This is a genomic window from Streptomyces sp. NBC_00250, assembly GCF_036192275.1.
In the GTDB taxonomy this organism is placed as follows: Bacteria; Actinomycetota; Actinomycetes; order Streptomycetales; family Streptomycetaceae; genus Streptomyces.
Genome location: NZ_CP108088.1, coordinates 2,991,103 through 3,012,038, shown reverse-complemented (window position 1 = coordinate 3,012,038; position 20,936 = coordinate 2,991,103). Strand labels below are relative to the sequence as shown.

15 protein-coding genes are annotated in these 20,936 nt (G+C 73.4%); 9 read left to right on the top strand and 6 right to left on the bottom strand.

Annotated elements, in window-relative coordinates; translation table 11 throughout:
- The first annotated feature begins 74 nt into the window (after positions 1-74).
- From OG259_RS13310 to glgP, 3 genes are all read left to right on the top strand, one after another.
- The gene (locus OG259_RS13310; protein WP_328942466.1) at positions 75-1,181 is read left to right on the top strand and encodes a monodechloroaminopyrrolnitrin synthase PrnB family protein; all 1,107 of its coding nucleotides are present in this window, start codon (positions 75-77) and stop codon (positions 1,179-1,181) included.
- 22 nt (positions 1,182-1,203) lie between these two features.
- A complete protein-coding gene (locus OG259_RS13305) occupies positions 1,204-2,598 on the top strand; it encodes an FAD-dependent monooxygenase (protein ID WP_328942465.1) in 1,395 nt (464 codons plus the stop codon).
- 160 nt (positions 2,599-2,758) lie between these two features.
- Positions 2,759-5,326: an alpha-glucan family phosphorylase gene (glgP, locus tag OG259_RS13300; RefSeq protein WP_328942464.1), complete on the top strand. Its 2,568-nt coding sequence runs from the start codon at positions 2,759-2,761 to the stop codon at positions 5,324-5,326.
- 23 nt (positions 5,327-5,349) lie between these two features.
- Here the strand turns inward: glgP and OG259_RS13295 are convergent, their stop codons facing one another.
- From OG259_RS13295 to OG259_RS13280, 4 genes are all read right to left on the bottom strand, one after another.
- On the bottom strand, positions 5,350-6,885 hold the full coding sequence (locus OG259_RS13295; protein WP_328942463.1) for a sensor histidine kinase: 1,536 nt from the start codon (positions 6,883-6,885) through the stop codon (positions 5,350-5,352).
- Positions 6,878-7,534, bottom strand: a complete 657-nt coding sequence (locus tag OG259_RS13290) for a response regulator transcription factor (protein WP_328942462.1) — start codon at positions 7,532-7,534, stop codon at positions 6,878-6,880. The genes OG259_RS13295 and OG259_RS13290 overlap by 8 nt, the downstream gene beginning before the upstream one ends.
- Positions 7,535-7,676: 142 nt before the next feature.
- Positions 7,677-9,704, bottom strand: a complete 2,028-nt coding sequence (locus OG259_RS13285; RefSeq protein WP_328942461.1) for a M4 family metallopeptidase — start codon at positions 9,702-9,704, stop codon at positions 7,677-7,679.
- Positions 9,705-9,908: 204 nt separating this feature from the next.
- Positions 9,909-10,829: a TetR/AcrR family transcriptional regulator C-terminal domain-containing protein gene (locus tag OG259_RS13280; RefSeq protein ID WP_328942460.1), complete on the bottom strand. Its 921-nt coding sequence runs from the start codon at positions 10,827-10,829 to the stop codon at positions 9,909-9,911.
- Positions 10,830-10,954: 125 nt separating this feature from the next.
- Between OG259_RS13280 and OG259_RS13275 the strand changes: the two genes are divergently transcribed.
- On the top strand, positions 10,955-12,451 hold the full coding sequence (locus tag OG259_RS13275) for an MFS transporter (protein WP_328942459.1): 1,497 nt from the start codon (positions 10,955-10,957) through the stop codon (positions 12,449-12,451).
- 31 nt (positions 12,452-12,482) lie between these two features.
- On the opposite strand, the gene OG259_RS13270 is transcribed toward OG259_RS13275, so the two are convergent.
- The gene (locus OG259_RS13270; protein WP_328942458.1) at positions 12,483-14,291 is read right to left on the bottom strand and encodes an ABC transporter ATP-binding protein; all 1,809 of its coding nucleotides are present in this window, start codon (positions 14,289-14,291) and stop codon (positions 12,483-12,485) included.
- Positions 14,288-16,129 (bottom strand): ABC transporter ATP-binding protein, encoded by a 1,842-nt coding sequence (locus OG259_RS13265; protein WP_328942457.1) that lies wholly within the window; start codon positions 16,127-16,129, stop codon positions 14,288-14,290. Before OG259_RS13265 ends, OG259_RS13270 begins: the two co-directional genes overlap by 4 nt.
- A 131-nt stretch (positions 16,130-16,260) precedes the next feature.
- Between OG259_RS13265 and OG259_RS13260 the strand changes: the two genes are divergently transcribed.
- From OG259_RS13260 to OG259_RS13240, 5 genes are read left to right on the top strand one after another with little or no spacing between them, the layout of a single operon-like run.
- The gene (locus OG259_RS13260) at positions 16,261-17,166 is read left to right on the top strand and encodes an ABC transporter ATP-binding protein (protein ID WP_328942456.1); all 906 of its coding nucleotides are present in this window, start codon (positions 16,261-16,263) and stop codon (positions 17,164-17,166) included.
- A complete protein-coding gene (locus OG259_RS13255) occupies positions 17,163-17,912 on the top strand; it encodes an ABC transporter permease (protein ID WP_328942455.1) in 750 nt (249 codons plus the stop codon). The genes OG259_RS13260 and OG259_RS13255 overlap by 4 nt, the downstream gene beginning before the upstream one ends.
- A 14-nt stretch (positions 17,913-17,926) precedes the next feature.
- The gene (locus OG259_RS13250) at positions 17,927-19,225 is read left to right on the top strand and encodes a sensor histidine kinase (protein ID WP_328942454.1); all 1,299 of its coding nucleotides are present in this window, start codon (positions 17,927-17,929) and stop codon (positions 19,223-19,225) included.
- Positions 19,222-19,869 (top strand): response regulator transcription factor, encoded by a 648-nt coding sequence (locus OG259_RS13245; RefSeq protein ID WP_328942453.1) that lies wholly within the window; start codon positions 19,222-19,224, stop codon positions 19,867-19,869. The genes OG259_RS13250 and OG259_RS13245 overlap by 4 nt, the downstream gene beginning before the upstream one ends.
- Positions 19,870-19,908: 39 nt before the next feature.
- Entirely contained in the window at positions 19,909-20,880 is a 972-nt protein-coding gene (locus OG259_RS13240; RefSeq protein ID WP_328942452.1) for a helix-turn-helix domain-containing protein, read from the top strand.
- Positions 20,881-20,936: the final 56 nt, after the last annotated feature.

Sequence of the window (20,936 nt, the reverse complement as noted above, 5' to 3'; positions counted from 1 at the left end):
GGAAACGCCGCCCACCACCACCGGCGAGTGAGCCGTGCCCCGCGGCGAACCGAGCCCCGAAAAGAGGAGCCCAGTTGTTCGGCGATCCGCGTCACCGCACCGAGGACATACGCGCCGCCGACCCGCTCGGCGCGGACGCCCTGCTCGCCGCTGTGCCCGCGATGAACGCGGACGGCGACGTGGCCGCGCTCACCGTCGCGCTGCGCACCCTGGTCCCGGACCCCGACCGGGCCGCCCAGTGGAGCGTCGGCGACGCCCTCGCCGCGATGCGGGACCTCGGCATCCTGCTGGGTTCGCTGAAACGCCACGGCGTACAGCCCCTCGCCGCCGTACCGGAGGCGCTGCCCGTCCTCGAACTCCTCGGCCTGCGGACCGACATGGTGCCCCGGGACACCGTCCACCACTACACGACCTGGAACCCGCCGGGCCCGCGCCGCCGCTCGTACACCGGCCATCCGACCGAGGCCCTCCTCCAGGAAGCGGTACGGATGGTGTTCCCGGGGCTGGTCGCCGCCCTCGACGACTGCGGCCGGGTCGCCCGCCTCGAACCGTACGACCCGGGATTCCCCGCCGCCCTGGACCGGGTGGCCCGTCATGTGCGGGCGATGGTCGACTCCATCGACCTCACGGTGGCCGGAGTGTCCCCGGAGTACTTCGCGCACACCCTCCGCCCGTACTTCGAGGAGGTCGAGATCGCCGGCCGGGACTACCTCGGCCCCGCCGCCGCACAGGTGCCGCTCTGGCTGGTCGATCTGACGCTCTGGCAGTGCGACCGCTCCGACACCGCCTACGAGGCCTTCCTCGCGGAGGCGATGCCGTACGCGCTGCCGTCCTGGCGCGCGTTCCACGCCCGGCACCGGGGCGGGGTGTCGGCGGTGAGCAAACTGTCCGCCGCCGTGAGCTGGGAGGGCGCGGACCGGCTGCCGCCCTCGCTCACCGCGTCGGCGGAGGCACTCGGCCGGGTGCTGCGCCTCCTGAAGACCTTCCGCGCCCGGCACCTCGGCATCGCCCGCAAGGCGTACAGCGAAGAGGTGCGCCTGTACGAGGAGGGCAGCGGCGGAGCCCCGGTCGCGCTGCTGCGCTCCATCCTGGACCTGACCAGGGAGAACGAGACCATGGTGCGCCGCGCGACCGTGCGGCGCCGTCCCGCAGGGGCCCCCGTCGGGCCGTCGGCCGCGTAGCGGCGCCGAAGGAGCAGTCGTCATGTCCCCCTACATCCCCTCCCCGTTCCCTCCGGCGTACGGACGCGGCGCCGCCCCGGACTACTACGGGCAGAGCCCGCACATCGTGATCGCCGGCGGCGGCATCGCGGGACTCACCGCCGCCCTCGCCCTGCACTCCGCCGGTTTCGAGCGGGTGACCGTCGTCGAGGCGGCGCCCGCGATCCGCCCCGTCGGCACCGGGCTCAACCTGATGCCGAACGCGGTCCGCGAACTGGACGCGCTCGGCCTGCTCGACGCCCTGGAGGCGGGCGCCGTGCGCACCCGCGAGCTGCGCTACTACCACCGCTCGGGCGGCCTGATATCCCGGGAGCCGCGCGGTCTCGGCGCGGGCTACCGCTGGCCGCAGCTGTCGGTCCACCGGGGGCACCTCCAGCAGGTCCTGGCGGGGGCGGTACGGGCCAGGCTCGGTTCCGCGGCGCTGGTCACCGGGGTGCGGGCGAGCGCCGTGGAGTTGACCCCGGGCGGCCGACCGCGACTGCGGATCGAACACCGGGAGGGCGCCGTACGGGGCCGCGCCTCCCTCGCACCGGACCTGCTCGTCGGCGCGGACGGCATCCGCTCGACGGTACGGGCGGCCCTGCACCCGGGGGAGGGCGCGCCCCCGTGGAACGGGATGCTGGTGTGGCGGGGGGTGTCCCGGATGCCGGCGCGGGCCGTGGGCTCGTTCATGCTCATCGCGGGCGACGACCGGCAGAAGGCCGTGGTGTACCCGATGAGCCGGCCCACCGGTCCCGACCGGGAGGTGCTGGTCAACTGGGCGCTCGCCCGGCCGGCCGAGGCCACCTGCGGGGCCGGGGCCGGGCCGCTGTCCGCGGCGAGGGAGGAACAGCTCCTCGGCGACTGGAACCGTTCCGTCCCCGTCGACAGGTTCCTCCCGTTCTACGAGGGCTGGGAGTTCGACGGCGTCAGCCTCCCCGACATCCTGCGCGCCGCCGACACCGCCTACGAGTACCCCATGGTCGACCGCGAGCCCCTGGACCGGTGGACCCACGGCCGCACCACCCTCATCGGCGACGCCGCCCACGCCATGCACCCGATCGGCTCCAACGGCGCGAGCCAGTCGATCGTCGACGCGCGCGCCCTCGCCCACGCCCTCGCCCTGCACCCCGACCCGGCGGACGGCCTCGCCGCGTACGAGCGGGACCGCCGCCCCGTCACCACCGCGCTCCAGCGGGCCAACCGGGAGCTCGGCCCCGAGGTCGTCATCAACCTCGCCCACGCGCGCGCCCCGCAGGGGTTCACCGACATCCACGACGTCATCCCCACCGAGGAACTCGCCGCCGTCGCCCGCCGGTACGCCACCACGGGCGGCTGCGACCCGGTCACCGTGAACCAGGGCTCCCCCTACGAGGTGCCGCTCCCGGTCATCGGCTGACCCGCGCCGCGCCACCCCCGGAGAGGGGCCGACACACCCCGGGCCGCCCCCCGTGCGCCGTGGCCCGGCGGGGGCGCGTGCCCTAACGTCGGAGCGGAACGACGGACGCACAGCGTGGTGCGTCCACTCCGCTCCGTACTCGCCTGCGAAGGTGGAACGCGTGAAGGCAATCCGTCGATTCACCGTGCGTCCCGTCCTCCCCGACACCCTTCGACCCCTCGCCGACCTCGCGCACAACCTGCGCTGGTCCTGGCACGAACCCACCCGCGCCCTCTTCGAGTCCCTCGAACCCGCCGGTCCGGCGGCGCCGTCCGGCGGCACCGATCCCGTCCGGATCCTCGGGGCCCTCGAAGCCCCCCGGCTCGCCGCGCTCGCCGCCGACCAGGACTTCCTGGCCCGCCTGCGGACCGCCGCCGAGGACCTCGACAGCTATCTCCACGCCCCCCGCTGGTACCAGCGGCAGCCCGGCGAGCCGCCCGCCGCCCTCGCCTACTTCTCGCCGGAGTTCGGCGTCACCGCCGCCCTGCCCCAGTACTCCGGCGGCCTCGGCATCCTCGCCGGGGACCACCTCAAGTCCGCCAGCGACCTCGGCGTCCCCCTCATCGGCGTCGGCCTGCTCTACCGGCACGGCTACTTCCGTCAGTCCCTCGGCCGGGACGGCTGGCAGCAGGAGCAGTACCCCGTCCTCGACCCCGGCGAGCTGCCGGTCACCCTGCTCCGCGAGGCCGACGGCACCCCCGCCCGGATCACCCTCGCCCTGCCCGGCGGCCGCAGCCTGCACGCCCACCTCTGGATCGCGAGGGTCGGCCGCGTCCCCCTCCTCATGCTCGACTCCGACGTCGAGGAGAACGCCCCCGGCGAACGGAGCGTCACCGACCGGCTGTACGGCGGCGGCAGCGAGCACCGGCTCCTCCAGGAGATGCTGCTCGGCATCGGCGGAGTCCGCGCCGTCCGCACGTACACCCGGCTCACCGGCACCCCCGCCCCCGAGGTCTTCCACACCAACGAGGGTCACGCGGGCTTCCTCGGCCTCGAACGCATCCGCGAACTCCAGGGCGAGGGACTCGACTTCGACAGCGCCCTGGAGACCGTCCGCGCCGGGACCGTCTTCACCACGCACACCCCCGTCCCGGCCGGCATCGACCGCTTCGACCGCACCCTGGTCGCCCGCCATCTCGGAGAGGACGGCGCCCTCCCCGGCGTCGACACCGGGAAGGTCCTCGCCCTCGGCGACGAGACCCCGCTGGGCGGCGAGCCCGGCCTCTTCAACATGGCGGCCATGGGCCTGCGCCTCGCCCAGCGCGCCAACGGCGTCTCCACCCTCCACGGGGCCGTCAGCCGGGCCATGTTCGCCGGACTCTGGCCGGGCTTCGACGCCGACGACGTGCCGATCACCTCGATCACCAACGGTGTCCACGCCCCCACCTGGGTCGCCCCCGAGGTCGGCCGGCTGGGCCCCGACCCCGCCGACCGCGAGCTGTGGGAGCTGCGCCGCACCCTCCGCGAACGGCTCGTGACCGACGTACGGGAAAGGCTGCGGGCCTCCTGGCGGCAGCGCGGGGCGGCAGCCGCCGAACTCGGCTGGACCGACTCCGTCCTCGACCCCGACGTCCTCACCATCGGCTTCGCCCGCCGCGTCCCCTCGTACAAGCGGCTCACCCTCATGCTCCGCGACAAGGACCGGCTGCGGGCCCTGCTCCTGCACCCCGAGCGGCCGGTGCAGCTCGTCGTCGCCGGCAAGGCCCACCCCGCCGACGACGGCGGGAAGCGGCTCGTCCAGGAACTCGTCCGGTTCGCCGACGACCCCCGGGTCCGGCACCGGATCGTCTTCCTCCCCGACTACGGCATGGCGATGGCCCGCGGCCTCTACCCCGGCTGCGACGTCTGGCTCAACAACCCCCTCCGCCCCCTGGAGGCCTGCGGAACCAGCGGCATGAAGGCCGCGCTCAACGGCTGCCTCAACCTCTCCGTCCTCGACGGCTGGTGGGACGAGTGGTTCGAGCCCGACTTCGGCTGGGCCATCCCCACCGCCGACGGGGCCGCCGCCGCGGACGAGGACCGCCGCGACGACCTGGAGGCCGCCGCCCTCTACGAGCTGATCGAACGCCGGGTCGCCCCCCGCTTCTACGACCGGGGCCCCGACGGCGTCCCGGCCGGCTGGACGGCGATGGTCCGGCGCACCCTCACCGACCTCGGCCCGAAGGTGCTCGCCGACCGCATGGTCCGCGAGTACGTCGAGCGGCTGTACGTCCCTGCCGCCGCCGCCCGCCGGGCGCTCACCCCGGACCGGGCGCGGGACCTCGCCGCGTGGAAGGCCCGGGTCCGGGACGCCTGGCCCAAGGTGACCGTCGACCACGTCGAGGTCGGCGACGACCTCGCGGACGAACTGGCCGACGCCGAACTCGGCTCCACCCCGGTCGTCCGGGTCAAGGTCTCCCTCGCGGGGCTGCGCACCGACGACGTCGAGGTGCAGGCCGTCACCGGCCGGGTCGACGCCGACGACACCCTCGCGGACACCCGTGCCGTCCCGCTGAAGCCGGCGGGACGCCCGGACCTGGAGGGCCGGCAGCCGTACGCCGGCACCCTGGAACTCGACCGCACCGGCTCCTTCGGCTGCACGGTCCGGGTCCGCCCCTCCCATCCGCTGCTCGCCCACCCGGCGGAACCGGGCCTGGTGGCCCTGCCGGAGGAGACGACCGGGGAGGGGGCGGGAGTGCTGCTCCGCTAGACCGCGACCGCGACCGCGGTCGCCTACGGCACCTCGGCCTTGTCGGCGAGGTGCCCGTCGACGAAGCACAGCCGGTACACCGGGATCGTGGCGAGCATCGCCGAGCGGTAGTACCGGCATTCGTCCATGCCGGGAGGCTCGGGCGGCGCGGCATGGGGTGCGCTGTTCAGGGGGTGCTCGGGCCAGTCGTCGGTGTTCTCGTCGATCTGCGCGAGCGTCTGCCCGATCCGGATCCGGGCGTAGTCGTCCGGCTCCAGGTACGACTGGGCCTGCGTCCACACGGCGACCCCGGCCATCAGCGCGCCGAGCGCGGCGAGGAGCGCGAGCGGGATCCAGATCGCCCGCGCCAGGCCCTTGCGGACCTCGCGGCGGGCGAGGTCCAGTTCCCTGGCCGACATGGGGGCCGCGGGCAGCGGCGCGGGCGCCTTGCGGGGCAGGACGGCGGTCAGGGCGAACCCGCCGTCCTCGGTGGTCCGGTGGGCGAGGGTGCCACCGGCGAGGCGGACGCGCTCGTCGAGGCCGACGAGACCGGTGCCGGTGCCCCCGGAGGCCCCCGCGGGAGTGTCCGTGCCGGGGCCGTTGACCACCTCGACCCGTACGTTCCTCGCGTCCTGGGTGACGGCGACCGAGACGGCCGCGCCGGGCGCGTGCTTGGCCGCGTTGGTGAGGCCCTCCTGCACGACCCGGTGCAGGGCGAGCCCCGACATCCCCGGCAGGGTGGGCACGGGGGTCGGGGCGAGGGTGACCGCGAGTCCCGACGCCCCGGCGCGGGCCGTCAGTTCCTCGACCGTCTCACCGGGCGGGCTCGTCGGGGCCGCGTCGTCCTCCGCGCGCAGCACGCCGATGATGTCCCGCAGCCGGGCTGTCGCGTCCGCCGCCGCGCGGCGCAGCTCGCCCGCCGCCCGCTGCTGGTCGGGGCCGAGCTCGGGGGAGACCTCCAGGGCGCCCGCGCGGATCGCGATCAGGGCCAGGTCGTGGCCGAGGGAGTCGTGCATGTCGCCCGCGATCCGGGACCGTTCCCGCAGCCGTTCCCGGTCGGCGACCGCCGCCTGCTCGCGTTCCATCCGGTCCGCCAGCTGCCAGCCGCTCCGTACGAGACGGTCGTACTGGCGTACGTAACGGCCGATCAGCCAGGGCGCGACGACGGCGAGGGCGAGCGCGAGCAGCAGCGTGAACCACTGCCCGAGCGAGGTGTGGGTGATCCAGGTGAGGACCAGGCCCGTGACGGCGATCGCGCCGAACAGCCAGAGTGCCGCCCGGGTGTGCTCCTGGCGCCGTCCCGCGAGGTACCCGAAGGCGACCAGGGCCAGGCTGTACGAGGGGGTGAACAGCTCCAGGGTGGCCGGCAGGCTCGCCGCGACCGTGGCCGCGAGCGACACCAGCGGCCACCTCCGGCTGACCGCGACGCAGCCGGCGAGGACCACCACGCCGACGGCGACCTGGGTCCAGCTGCCGCCGTCGTTCGGGTCCGACCTCAGCAGGACCGGCACGCAGAGCAGCAGCCACAGGAGGAGGTCGAAGAGGCGCTCCCGGACCGGCTCTCGGCCCGCGTCAGGCATCGGGGACCAGGTCCGCCTCGTGGGCGAGGACGGCGAGCTGGACCCGGTTGCGCAGGCCCAGCCGGCCGAGGACGGCGCTCACGTGCGCCTTGACGGTGCCCTCGACGACGTACATGCGGTCGGCGATCTCCTGGTTGGAGAGCCCGGCGCCGAGGAGGGCGACGACCTCCCGCTCCCGGGCGGTGAGCGGCTCCAGGCGGGAGCGTGCCGCGGCCGCGCGGGTGAAGCGCTCGCCGCCGAGGGTATCGATGACCCGGCGGGCGACGGTGGGGGAGAGGGCGGCGCCGCCCCCGGCCACGGCCCGGACTCCGGCGATCAGCTCGCGCGGGTCCCCGGACTTGAGGAGGAAGCCGCTGACGCCGCTGCCGAGGGCGCGGGCGATGTACGTGTCCTCGGAGAAGGTGGTGAGCATGACGACGGCCGCGTCCGGCACGGACCGGCGCAGTTCCTCGGCCGCGCCGAGTCCGTCGAGGCGGGGCATCCGGATGTCCAGGAGGACGACGTCGGGCCGGTGCTCGCGGGCGAGTTCGACGGCCTCGTGGCCGTCGCCGGCCTCGGCGACCACCTCGATCCCGGGGTCGGTGGCGAGGATGGCCCGCACCCCGGCCCTGATCATCGTCTCGTCGTCGGCCAGCAGCACCCTGATCATGGGCTCCAGCCTACGTAGACCTCGCGGCCCTGTGCGGACGTGCGCACGCACGGACGCCCGGAGGGAAGGATCCCTCCGGGCGTCCGGCACTTGTGTTTCGGGGTTGCCTACCTGCTCACCCGTCTCCGGGTCTGCGGGAAGGTCAGAACGTCAGCTTGAAGCTGTTGATGTAGCCGGTGTCGATCGAGGCCTTGTCCTGGACGCGGAGCTTCCAGGCACCGTTGGCGACCTCGGAGGAGGCGTTCACGGTGAAGGTCTGGACGATGTTGTCGGCGCTGCCGCCGGACCGGTTGGACAGGCTGTAGACCGAGCCGTCGGGGGCGACGAGGTCGACGACGAGGTCACCGCGGTAGGTGTGGACGATGTTCACGTCCACCTTGAGGGTGGAGGGCGCGTTGCCCGTGACACCCGTGACGTTGACCGTCGAGGTCACCGCGGCGCCGTTGTCCGGGATGGACACGTCGGCGGTGTTCTCGAAGACCTTGCCGGTGGGCGGGGTGCCGCCACCGGAGCGCGGGCCCACGTTGATGGCGGCCCAGGCGTCCTCGACGGCCGCGACCTCGGGGCTGGTGGCGCCGTAGAGGGCCTTGGCGACGTCGACCGTGCCGGTACGGGCGCCGGCGTAGTCCGTCGTCGTGCCCCACTTGGTGGTGAGCGCCTTGAACCAGATCAGCTCGGCCTTGGCCCGGCCGATCCCGGTGACGGGCAGGCCGTCGGAGGTCGGCGAGTCGTAGGTGACGCCGTTGATGGTCTTGACGCCGCTGCCCTCGGAGAGCAGGTAGAAGAAGTGGTTCGCCGGGCCCGAGGAGTAGTGGACGTCGATGCCGCCGAGGCCCGAGTACCAGGCGTCCTTGGACGAGCCGTCCTTGCTCGGCTTGTCCATGTAGCGGAGCGGGGTGCCGTTGCCGCGGATGTCGATCTTCTCGCCGACCAGGTAGTCGCCCACGTCGTTGGCGTTGTTGGCGTAGAACTCGACGGCCGCCGCGAAGATGTCCGAGGTGGCCTCGTTGAGACCGCCGGACTCGCCGCTGTACTGCAGACCGGCGGTGTTGGAGGTGACGCCGTGCGTCATCTCGTGCGCGGCCACGTCTATGGACGTCAGGGGCTTGGTGTTGCCCGAGCCGTCGCCGTACGTCATGCAGAAGCAGCTGTCCGACCAGAACGCGTTGACGTACGCGTTGCCGTAGTGGACCCGGGAGTACGCGCCGACGCCGTCACCGCGGATACCGGTGCGGCCCTGCACGTTCTTGTAGTAGTCCCAGGTGAGCGCGGCGCCGTAGTGCGCGTCGGCGCCGGCCGTCTCCTTGTTGGACGGGTTGCCGTTGCCCCACACGTCGGTGGTGTTGCTGAACAGCGTCCCGGTGCCCGACGTACCGCCGTTGAGGTTGTACGTCTTGTGGTTGCCGCGACCGGTGTCGGTCAGGGTGTACGAGGGCGCGGTGCCGAGCGTCACCTGGCCGCTGTACATCGTGTTGCCGGTGCCGGTCTCGATGGCCTGCCACTCGTACAGCTTCTGGCCGGACTTGGCGTCGGTGACGACGTGCAGCTCGTTCGGGGTGCCGTCGTGCTGGAGGCCGCCGACGACGGTCTCGTACGCGAGGACGGGCGCGCCCTTGGCCATCCAGACGACCTTGCGCGGGGCGCGGTTGGTCTCGGCCTTGTCGGAGCCCTCCGCCTTCGCGGCGCCGAGGGCCTGCTTCGACGCGGCGGCCGGGGTGACCGTGGCGCTCGTGTCGACGTTCTTCAGCTCCGCGCGGGAAGCCTTGGAGATGCTCCGGGTCGCGCCGGCCTTGGACTCTTCGACGACCAGGTCGCCGCCGAGGACGGGAAGTCCGGCGTAGGTGCGCTCGTAGCGCGTGTGGGTCGTGCCGTCGCGGTCCTGCACGACGTCACGGACGACCAGCTTCTCCTGGGCGCCGAGGCCGAGTTCCTTGGCCTTGGCGGCCTTGTCGGCGTCGGCCGCCTTGATGAGCGCGGTGCGCTCGGCGGGAGTGAGGTCGGCCGGGAGCTTGCCGGGGTTCGCCGAGGTGCCCTGCTGGGCCTTCGGGGCGATGCTCCAGGGGGCGTCGGCCGCGGTGGCGGCGCCCGTCTGGACGCTCACGGTGAGCATGGCGGCGGCAGCGATCAGAGCGCCGGTCGCGGTGGCGCGACGGCTGGGCGTGGATCTCACGCAGACTCCTTCTTGCGAGGGGGGTACCGGCGGACTGGGTCGGCCCATCCGGGCGGAGCAAGCAGAGCTGTGGAGCACGTTCGGGTGAAGCGGCGAACTTTGATGCGAAGAACCGGGGAGAGAGTGACAGGAATGACGGGGACCTGTCAGGAGTGCATCGGCAAGTTGGCCAAAAATCGTCCGCTGCCCGTAAGGCCGTGTTCGTTAACCGGACGTTTCGTCGATCATGGACGCGATGCCGTCCAATGTTCGCCCGAGCCCGAATTCGAAGAGTGTCCGCAGATCGAGACCGAACCCGCCCACGCTCGTGACGGAGGCCAACTCGGGGTACGAGCCACCCGATTGGATCGCGTCGAATCGTGGCTCGTTCTGTTCCATCCACTCGCTGTCGGAGATGCCCGAATCCTGTCGCGCCTGCTCCTCCAGATCGTCCGCCATCGACAGTCCCTGGACGTACGAGAAGATCACCAGATGGGTGTACAGCTTCTGGGTGTGACTGAGGGGCGTGCCCCTCATCGCCCGAAGGATCCACTCCGTGTACGCCATCGCGTTCGGCGTCGCGACGGGCCGCGTGTACGAGGCCATCGCGTGCGCCAGCCACGGGTGCCGGGTGTACACGTCACGCAGCCAGCGCGCGCCGTGCTCCAGACCCGTCCGCCAGTGCGCCGGCACCGGGCCGAGCGGGACCTCGCCGCAGGCCGCGTCCGTCATCAGCCGGATCAGCTCCGGCTTGCCCGGCACGTGGCGGTACAGGGTCATCGTCGAGACGCCGAGCGTCGTCGCCACCCTGCGCATCGTCAGGGTGTGCAGGCCTTCCGCGTCGGCGAGTCCGAGGGCCGCGTCGACGACCTCCCTACGGGTGAGGGGGGTTGCCGTCCGGTCCCCGGCCGGCGTACGCGTGCCCGTCGTCGACGGCGCGACCACCGTGCCCACCCCCGGTTCCGGGCGGACCAGGCCCTCCTGACGGAGGACCGCCAGCGCCTTCGTCGCCGTCGCCATGGCCACGCCCCACTCACGGGTGATCGCCCGCGTCGACGGAACCCGGTCCCCCGGGGCCAACTCGCCCACCTGTACGCGGCGACGGAGCTCGGCGGCGATCACGAGGTAGGGCGGTCGGGTCGTCATGGCCGGAGTGTACTAGTGCACCAAGAGCGGCGTACACGTCTCTGAACTGGTGCTCCGTACCGAGAAGTCGAGGTGCACTAGGGCGGGAGTGGCACCGTACGCACACCGCTGCTTCTCTCCTCCCCATGACACTCACCGCACCGTCGGATCCCACCACCGGACCCGGTCCCGCTCGCGCCGGCCGCCGTGAATGGACCGCCCTCGGCGTCCTCATGCTGCCGCTGCTCCTCGTCTCGATGGACGTCTCCGTCCTCTACTTCGCCATCCCCTCCATCAGTGCCGACCTGCGGCCCGGAGCCACCGAACAGCTCTGGATCCTCGACATCTACGGCTTCGTCCTCGCCGGACTGCTCGTCACCATGGGCGCGCTCGGGGACCGCGTCGGGCGCCGCAAGGTGCTCCTCGGCGGCGCGGCGCTGTTCGGCGTCGCCTCCGTCGCAGCGGCCTACGCGCAGAACCCCGGCGCCCTGATCGGCGCCCGTGCGCTGCTCGGCGTCGCGGGGGCCTGCCTCATGCCCGCCACTCTCGCCCTGATCCGGGTGCTGTTCGCCGATCCGGCGCAGCGCGCGAAGGCCGTCACGCTGTGGACCTCGGTGATGGCGAGCGGCATCGCCCTGGGGCCTGTGGTCAGCGGCGCACTCGTCGAGCACTTCTGGTGGGGATCCGTCTTCCTCCTCAACCTCCCGGCCATGGCCCTGCTGCTCGTCCTGGGACCGCTGCTCCTGCCCGAGTCCAAGGGAGCCGCGGTCGCCGGACCGTTCGACGTCCTCAGCGCCGCCCTCTCGCTCGGCGCGCTGCTGCCACTCATCCACGGCATCAAGGAGCTCGCCAAAGACGGCTGGGCGCCCCTGCCGGCAGCCGGTGTGGCCGTCGGGCTGCTGGTCGGCCTGGTCTTCGTCCGCCGGCAGGCGCGACTCGCCCACCCCATGGTCGACCTCGCTCTCCTGCGGAACCGGGCCTACGGCGGCTCCGTCCTCGCCAACCTGCTCGCCATGGCGGCAACGGTCGGCTTCGCCGTCTTCCTCACCCAGTACCTGCAGTCCGTCCTGGGCCAGAGCCCGTTCGAGGCGGCGCTCTGGAGCCTCGTACCGACCGCGGGCGTCCTGGCCGCCGCGCCCACGGCTGCCGCACTCGCCCAGAAGGTCGACCGGGCGTACGTGATGGCCGGCGGCTTCCTCGGGGCCGCCGCCGGCTTCGCCTGGCTGGCCGGCATCGACCGCGCCACGCCGCTGTGGGCCGTCATCGCGGCCGGCGCCGTCTACGCCGGTGGGCTCGTCTCCGCGATGACCCTCGCCAACGAGCTCGCTCTCGGCGCCGCTCCGCCCGAGCGGGCCGGGTCCGCCGCCGCCGTACTGGAGTCGGGAGCCGAGCTCGGCGGGGCGCTCGGGATGGCCGTGCTCGGATCCGTGGGAACGGCGGTCTACACCGCGGCGATGCCCGCGTCCGCGCCCGCCGCGGCGCGCGAGACCCTGGGCGGGGCGCTGGCCGCCGGACCGGCGGTGCTCGACACCGCACGGACCGCGTTCGTCGACGCGATGGGGGCGGTCGCCGTGGGGGCGGCGGTGCTGATGCTGGGCGCGGCGGTGCTGTCGCTCGCGCTGCTGCGGCGGGCGCGGGGCTGACACCCGTGGGTGGCGCCGTGGGGGCCGTCGATCAACCCACCAGACTCTCCCGCCACGCCTGGTGCAGCCCCGCGTAGTGCCCCGCGCCGGTGACCAGGTCCGAGGGCGTGCCGTCCTCGACGATCCGCCCCGACTCCATCACCAGGACCCGGTCCGCGACCTCGACGGTGGACAGGCGGTGGGCGATGACCACCGCCGTACGGCCCGCCAGGACCGTGTCCATCGCCCGCTGCACCGCGCGCTCGCCCGGCACGTCCAGGGAGCTGGTGGCCTCGTCGAGGATCAGAACCGCCGGGTCCGCGAGCAGTGCCCGCGCGAAGGCGACCAACTGGCGCTGGCCCGCCGAGATGCGGCCGCCCCGCTTGCGCACGTCCGTGTCGTAGCCGTCCGGAAGGCCCATGACGAACTCGTGGGCCCCGATCGCCCGGGCCGCGTCCTCGATCTGCTCGCGGGTCGCGTCCGGGCGGCCGATGGCGATGTTCTCGGCGACCGTTCCCGAGAAGAGGAACGCCTCCTGGGTGACCATGACGATGCCCCGGCGGAGGTCCGGCGTGGTCAGATCGCGGAGGTCCGCACCGTCCAGGCGCACCGTGCCGTCCGTGGGGTCGTAGAAGCGGGCCAGGAGTTTCGCCAGGGTGGACTTGCCCGCGCCCGTCGCCCCCACCACCGCGACCGTCTGGCCGGCGGGGATGGTCAGGTCGAAGGTGGGCAGGACCTCGCCGCCCGTGCGGTAGGCGAAGCGGACCTTGTCGAAGGTGACCTCGCGCCCCGGGGAGCCCGTGCGGGCGGGCAGGGTGACGGGGGTCGTCGTCTCCGGGACTCCGGGTTCCTGGGCGAGCAGGCCCGCGATCTTGGTGAGCGACGCGGCCGCCGACTCGTACGAGTTGAGGAACATGCCGAGCCGGTCGATCGGGTCGTACAGGCGCCGCATGTACAGGACCGCCGCCGCCAGAACGCCCAGTTCCAGGGAGCCCGAGGCCACCCGGTAGGCGCCCCAGAGGCACATGCCGGCGACCGCCGTGTTCGCGACGAGCCGTGAGCCCACCACGTAGCGGGCCATTTCGAGGAGCGCGTCGCCGTTGCTGCGCTCGTGCCGGTGGTTGAGCGTCGCGAACTCGGCGTCGTTGACCGCCTCCCGGCGGAACGCCCGTACAGGACGGATGCCGTTCATCGTCTCGGCGAACTTCACGATGACGCCCGCGATGGCCGTGGACCGCTCGGCGTACACCGCTCCGGCACGTCGCCGGTAGACGCGCACGAGGAAGGAGAGCGGCAGGAAGGACGCCACCGCCACCGCGCCGATGCCCAGGTCGAGGTAGAGCAGGATCGCCGAGATCGAGACGAAGGAGAGGACGACGCCGATCAGTTCCTGCAGGCCCTCCGAGAGGAGCTCCCGGAGGGATTCGACGTCGGTGGTGGAGCGGGAGATGAGCCGGCCCGAGGTGTACCGCTCGTGGAAGTCGACGCTCAGGATCTGCGAGTGGCGGAAGATCCGGCCGCGCAGGTCGAGGAGGACGTCCTGGTTGACGCGGGCCGCGCCGCGGACGAAGACGTACTGGAGGAGGCCCGAGAGCGCCGCGCAGAGGAGATAGCCGAGGGCCACCGCGAGGACGGGACCGTGGTCGCCCGCCCGGAAGGCGGGGACGCCCTCGTCGATGGCGTACGCGACGAGGAGGGGCCCCGCCTGGACCGCGGCCTCCTTGATCAGGAGCACCAGGGCGGCGATCGCGACCCGGGCGCGGTGGGCGGAGAGGAGGGAGCGGAGCAGGGCGCCCGTCGCTCCGGGGGGTGCCGGGAGGTCGTCGCGGTCGAAGGGGTCGTTGGTGGGCTCGTTCGTCATCGGTCGCCGTCCTTGCCTGCGCCGGACATCAGCCAGGCGTACTCCTCGCTGCTCCGCAGCAGTTCGTGGTGGGTGCCCACGGCCGTGATCCGGCCCTGGGACAGCAGCGCCACCCGGTCGGCCAGCATCACCGTCGAGGGGCGGTGTGCCACCACGAGGGCCGTGGTGTCCCGCAGGACCTCCCGCAGCGCGGCCTCCACACGGGCCTCCGTGTGGACGTCGAGTGCGGAGAGGGGATCGTCGAGGACGAGGAAGCGGGGCCGGCCGACGACCGCCCTCGCGAGGGCCAGGCGCTGCCGCTGACCGCCCGAGAGACTGAGGCCCTGCTCGCCGACCTGGGTCGCGGTGCCCTCGGGCAGCCGGTCGACGAAGGCGTCGGCCTGCGCCACGTCCAGGGCGCGCCGCAGTTCGGGTTCGCCCGCCGCCCCGCCGGCTCCCATCAGGACGTTCTCCCCGACGCTGGCGGAGAAGAGGGTGGGCTCCTCGAACGCCACCGAGACCAGGGCCCGCAGCCGCTCCCGTTCCATCAGGGCGATGTCCTCGCCGTCCAGGAGGATGCGGCCGCCGGTCGCCTCGTGGAGCCTCGGTACGAGGGCGGTGAGCGTGGTCTTGCCGGAGCCCGTGCCGCCGACCAGGGCCAGCGTCTCGCCGGGGCGGATGTGCAGGTCGATGCCGTCGAGGACGGGTGGGGAGCCCTCCGGGGCGTCCGGGTAGTGGAACGACACGCACTCGAACCGGACCCCGTCGGGGGCGTCCCGGGGAGCGTGGGCTCCGGCGGCGATGCCCGGTTCCTCGTCGACGTCCATCACCTCGAAGTACCGTTCCGTCGCGGTCGCCGCCTCCTGGCTCATCGCGAGCAGGAAGCCGATCGACTCCACCGGCCAGCGCAGCGCCAGAGCGGTCGACAGGAACGCGACGAGCGTGCCCGCCGACAGGTCCCCGTCCGCGACCTGGATGGTGCCGAGGACGAGGGCGGCGCCGATGGCCAGTTCCGGTACGAAGGTGATGACCGCCCAGATCATCGCGAGCAGCCGGGCCTTGAGCAGCTCCGTGCCGCGCAGGCGGCCGGAGAGCTCCCGGAAGGCCGTCGCCTGGCTGCGGTGGCGGCCGAATCCCTTGATGATCCGGATGCCGAGGACGCTCTCCTCGACGACCGTCGTCAGATCGCCCACCTGGTCCTGGGCGCGGCGCGCGACCACTCCGTACCGGCCCTCGAAGATCGAGCAGACCACGACGAGCGGGATGACCGGGGTGAGGAGGACGAGCCCGAGCGACCAGTCCTGGGCGAGCAGCAGTACGTAACCTGCGAGGATCGTCACGGCGTTGACCAGCAGGAACGTCAGAGGGAAGGCCAGGAACATCCGGACCAGCATGAGGTCGGTCGTCCCGCGCGAGAGCAACTGCCCGGACGCCCACCGGTCGTGGAAGGCGATGGGGAGCCGCTGGAGCCTGCCGTACAGATCGGCCCGCATCCGCGCCTCGACGCCGGACAGGGGCCGCGCCACCAGCCACCGCCGGTACCCGAAGAGCACCGCCTCGGCGATGCCGAGCAGCAGGAGGTAGAGCGCCCCCAGCCACACCCCGCCCGGGTCCCGGTCCGCGACCGGCCCGTCGACCAGCCACTTCAGTACGAGCGGGATCACGAGGGACAGACAGGAGGCGACGATCGCGACGATCGCGGCCGTGAACAACCGCCCTCGCACGGGCCGCACGTACGGCCAGAGACGGAGCAGCGTCCGGACCGCCGAGCGGTCGGCGGCGTCGGGGGCGTCGGGGGCACCGGGCGCGTCGGGTGTGTCGGGGGCGGGGGGCTCTGAGGCGACAGGTTTCTCGGGCATCAGGTCCGACCATACGGTTCACCACTGACACGCCTCATCCGGTTTTCCGGCCGCCGTCAACCGATCGGCTGATGGCGTTTCGAGCGCGATGGCCGATGCCGCCGAGCGGGCCCGCTCGGCAGGCTTGGGCCATGACAGCGATCGAGGTGCAGGGACTGCACAAGACGTACGGCGGCCGGAAGGTCGTCGACGGGGTCTCCTTCGAGGTCGCCGAGGGCGAGGTCTTCGGGATCCTCGGCCCCAACGGCGCCGGCAAGACCACCACCGTGGAGTGCGTCGAGGGACTGCGGACCCCCGACGAGGGGCGGGTCCGCGTCTGCGGGTACGACCCCGCGACCAGCCGCCAGGAGATCACCCGGGTCCTCGGGGTCCAGCTCCAGGAGAGCGAGCTCCAGCCCAAGCTGACCGTCCGCGAGGCGCTCGACCTCTACGCCTCCTTCTACGAGCGGCCCGCCGACCGGCACGCGCTCGCCGAACGGCTCGGGCTGCTGCCCCACCTGAGGACCCGGTTCGGGAAGCTGTCCGGCGGCCAGAAGCAGCGGCTCTTCATCGCCCTCGCGCTCCTCGGCGACCCCCGGGTCGTGGTCCTCGACGAGCTCACCACCGGCCTCGACCCGCGGGCCCGCCGCGAGGTCTGGGAGCTCGTCGAATCGATCAGGGACAGCGGGGTGACCGTCCTGCTCGTCACCCACTTCATGGAGGAGGCGCAGCGCCTCTGCGACCGGATCGCGGTCCTCGACCGGGGCCGGATCGCCGCGCTCGACACCCCGGAAGGGCTGATCGGGCGGTCCGCCGCCGCGAAGGAGATCTCCTTCGCCGCCGACACCCCGCTCGACCCGGCGGAGCTGCGGGCCCTGCCCGGGGCCGTGTCCGTCACGACGGCCGACGGCCGGACCCTCGTCGGCGGCACCGACGAGACCGTCAGCGCCTTCGTCTCCCTGCTCGCCCGCCACGGCGTCACGGCCCGCCAGCTCCGGGTCACCGACGCCACCCTCGACGACGCCTACCTCGACCTGACGGGAACCGAACTCCGATGACCGCCCCCAGCCCCGCCGCGACCGTGCTGCGCACCGAGGTCCGCCTCTTCACCCGCGAACCCGGCTCCCTGTTCTGGGTGATGCTCTCGCCGACCGTGCTGCTCGTGATCCTCGGTCTGATCCCCTCCTTCCGGGAGGCCTCCGAGGACCTCGGGGGGCGTCGCGTCATCGATGTCTACGTCCCCGTCTCCGTGCTGTTCGCCCTCATCATGTCCGGGCTCCAGGCCATGCCCCCGGTCCTCGCCGGCTACCGCGAACGCGGCATCCTGCGCCGGATGTCCACCACTCCGGTCCGTCCCGGGGCACTGCTCACCGCCCAGATCGCGCTGCACGCCGCCGCCGCGCTGACCTCCTCGCTGCTCGCGATCGCGGTGGGCCGGCTCGCCTTCGGCGTCGCCCTGCCGGGGAACCCCGCGGGCTACCTCCTCGCGCTGCTCCTCGCCGTGGCGGGTGCTCTGGCCCTCGGCTCGGCCGTGTGCGCCGTGTCCCGGACCCAGAAGGTCGCCACCGCCGTCGGCTCGGTCGTCTTCTTCCCCAGCATGTTCACGGCCGGGGTCTGGGTGCCGGTCCAGGCCATGCCGGATACCCTGCAGCGGATCGTCGGGCTCACCCCGTTCGGCGCCGCCTCCGACGCCCTCGACGCGGCCGCCTCGGGCGGCTGGCCGGGCGGGGCCGCGCTCGGCGTGATGGCCCTGTGGACGGTCGTGCTGACCGGCGCCGCGGTGCGCTGGTTCCGCTGGGAGTGAGAGGGGGCGGCGGGGTGCCCATCACCGTCGAGGAGCGCTGGCGTCAGTTCTTCCGCTGGGGGCCGTACGGACTGCTCGGCATCGCCGCGGCGATCGCCGCGGCGTCGGCCGACGTGTTCATGGACCGTACCGAGAGGGTGGCGGCCGGCGTCCTGATGGCGGCGGTCCTCCTCCTCCACGTGGTGTGGGACCACCGCTGCCGGCGGGTGGTCGCCGCCACCGGGTGGGGACCCGAGCTGCCCGGGTGCGGACCCGTTCTCGTACCGGGGGCGCCGGGGCCGGCCTCCGTCGTCCACTTCGCCCTCCGCACCGCCCTCGCCTTCGCGTTGACCTGGCTCAACCCCTTCTTCGCGATCTACGCGTGCGTCGGCTACTTCGACGCCACCCATCTGCTGCCCCGCCGTCTCTCCCACGCCGGGCTCCTCGTCACCGCCGTCACCATGGCCGGCTCGCAGTCCGGCAGCCTGCCGCCCACCTCCCTCATGCAGTGGCTCGCGTTCGGCGGCCTGTTCGCCCTGAACGCCTGTCTCGCCGTGGGCTTCTCGCACCTCGCCACGAAGGACGCCGAGAAGGCCGCCGAGCGCGCCGCCACCATCGCCGAACTCGGCCGCGCCAACAGCCGCCTCGAACAGGCCCTCGCCGAGAACGCGGCCCTCCAGGCACAGCTCCTCCTCCAGGCCCGGGAGGCCGGGGTCGCCGACGAGCGGCGGCGGCTCGCCGCCGAGATCCACGACACCATCGCCCAGGGACTCACCGGCGTCGTCACCCAGCTCCAGGCCGCGTCCGCCGCCCCCGACCGCGAGCGCGCCGACCCGCACCTGCGGCGGGCCGCCGACCTCGCCCGGCACAGCCTCGGCGAGGCCCGCCGTTCCGTGCGGAACCTGAGCCCGGTCGCCCTGGAGCACGACACCCTCCCGGAGGCCCTGCGCAAGACGGTCACCGAGTGGGCCGAACGGACCGGCGTCGACACCCGGTTCACCGTCACCGGCACCGAGGCGCCGCTGCACGACGAGGTCGCCGCCACCCTGCTGCGGATCGCCCAGGAGGCCCTGTCCAACGCCGGCCGCCACTCCGGGGCCGCCCGCGCCGGCGTCACCCTCTCCTACATGGGCGACGAGATCACCCTGGACGTACGCGACGACGGCCGGGGCTTCGACCCGCTCGCCGGCCCCGAACGCGGCGGCGACGGCGGCGGGTTCGGGCTCGCCGGCATGCGGGCCCGCGCCGAGCGCCTGGCCGGTTCCGTCGCGGTGGAGACCGCCCCGGGCGAGGGCACGGCGATCTCCGCTCGCGTACCGTTGGGCGCGCCATGACTGACATCACCCTGCTGATCGTCGACGACCACCCCGTCGTACGGGACGGCCTGCGCGGCATGTTCGCCGCCGAGGGCTCCGGCTTCCGCGTCCTCGGAGAGGCCCCCGACGGCGTGCGGGGAGTCGGACTCGCCCTGGAACTCGATCCCGACGTCGTCCTCATGGACCTGCGCATGCCCGGCGGCAACGGTGTCGACGCCATCGCCGAACTCACCCGGCGCGGCGCCCGGTCCCGGGTCCTCGTCCTCACCACCTTCGACACGGACACCGACACCCTCCCGGCGATCGAGGCGGGCGCCACCGGCTACCTCCTCAAGGACGCGCCCCGGGAGGAGCTGTTCGCGGCCGTGCGGGCCGCCGCCGAGGGCCGCACCGTCCTCTCCCCGGCCGTCGCCACCCGCCTCGTCACCGCCGTCCGCACACCCGCCGCCCCCGCCGTCGCCACCGCGCTCTCCGCCCGTGAGGGCGAGATCCTGGCCCTGGTCGCCAAGGGCAACGCCAACCGGGCCATCGCCGCCGAGCTCTTCATCAGCGAGGCCACCGTGAAAACCCATCTCACCCACATCTATGGCAAGTTGGGGGTGAACGACCGGGCGGCGGCCGTCGCCGCCGGGTACGACCGGGGCATCCTGGGCGGCTCCTGACAGCCGCCCCCTCGTGACGGACGACCGGGGGAGGGAGCCGTGCGCGTCCACCGCATCAGCACCGAGGAGCTGCCGGAGCCGGAGCGCTTCGGGTACTGGCACGACATGACGGCCGCCGCTCTCATCCCGACCGTCATGGGCAGCGAGCACGCCGAGGACTTCCGGGCCGAGGCGCACACGGTCGACCTCGGGGCCGCGCAGGTCACCTCCCTGCGCTATCCGCCGCTCACCACCCGCCGTACGCCCCGGCTCATCCGTCGCGCCGACCCCGGCTACTACCAGCTGTCGCTCACCCTGAGCGGGGAGATGGCGATCTCCCAGGCGGGCCGGGACAACGTCTTCCGGGCCGGGGACTTCACCGTCTACGACTCCTCGCTGCCGTTCGACGGCATCACCCGTCATCCCGGCGGCCGTCTCGACCACATCGTCGCCCAGTTCCCGAAGGCGCTGCTGCCGCTGCCCGCCCGTGAGGCCGAGCGGCTCGTCGCCCTCCGGATCCCCGGGGACACCGGATTCGGCGCGCTGCTCGCCCCGTTCCTGCTCCGGCTCGCCGCCGATCCCGGGGGCTTCCGGCCCGAGGACGGGCCGCGGCTGACGACCGTCCTCCTCGACCTGCTCGCGGGCGCGGCCGCCGCGCGGCTCGACGCCGACACCGCGGCCGAGCCGGAGAGCCGCCGCCGGGCCCTCTTCCTGCGCACCCAGGACTTCGCGCGCCGCCGGCTCGCCGACCCGGACCTCACCCCGGGCACGGTCGCCGCCGCCCACCACATCTCGGTGCGCTACCTCCACCGGCTCTTCCAGGACCACGGCCTCACCGTCGCCGGCTGGATCCGCGAGGAGCGGTTGGCCCGCGCGGCCCGCGACCTCGCCGACCCGGCGCAGCACGGCACTTCCGTCCGTACCGTCGCCGCCCGCTGGGGCTTCCGCCACCACGCGGCCTTCAGCCGTGCCTTCCGCACGGCCCACGGCCACAGCCCCAGCGAGCACCGGGAGTGCGCGCAGGGTCAATGAGCCGTGCGCAGGGGGCCAAAGACACGGCCGTGGCCCCGACCCGACACTGTTCGAAC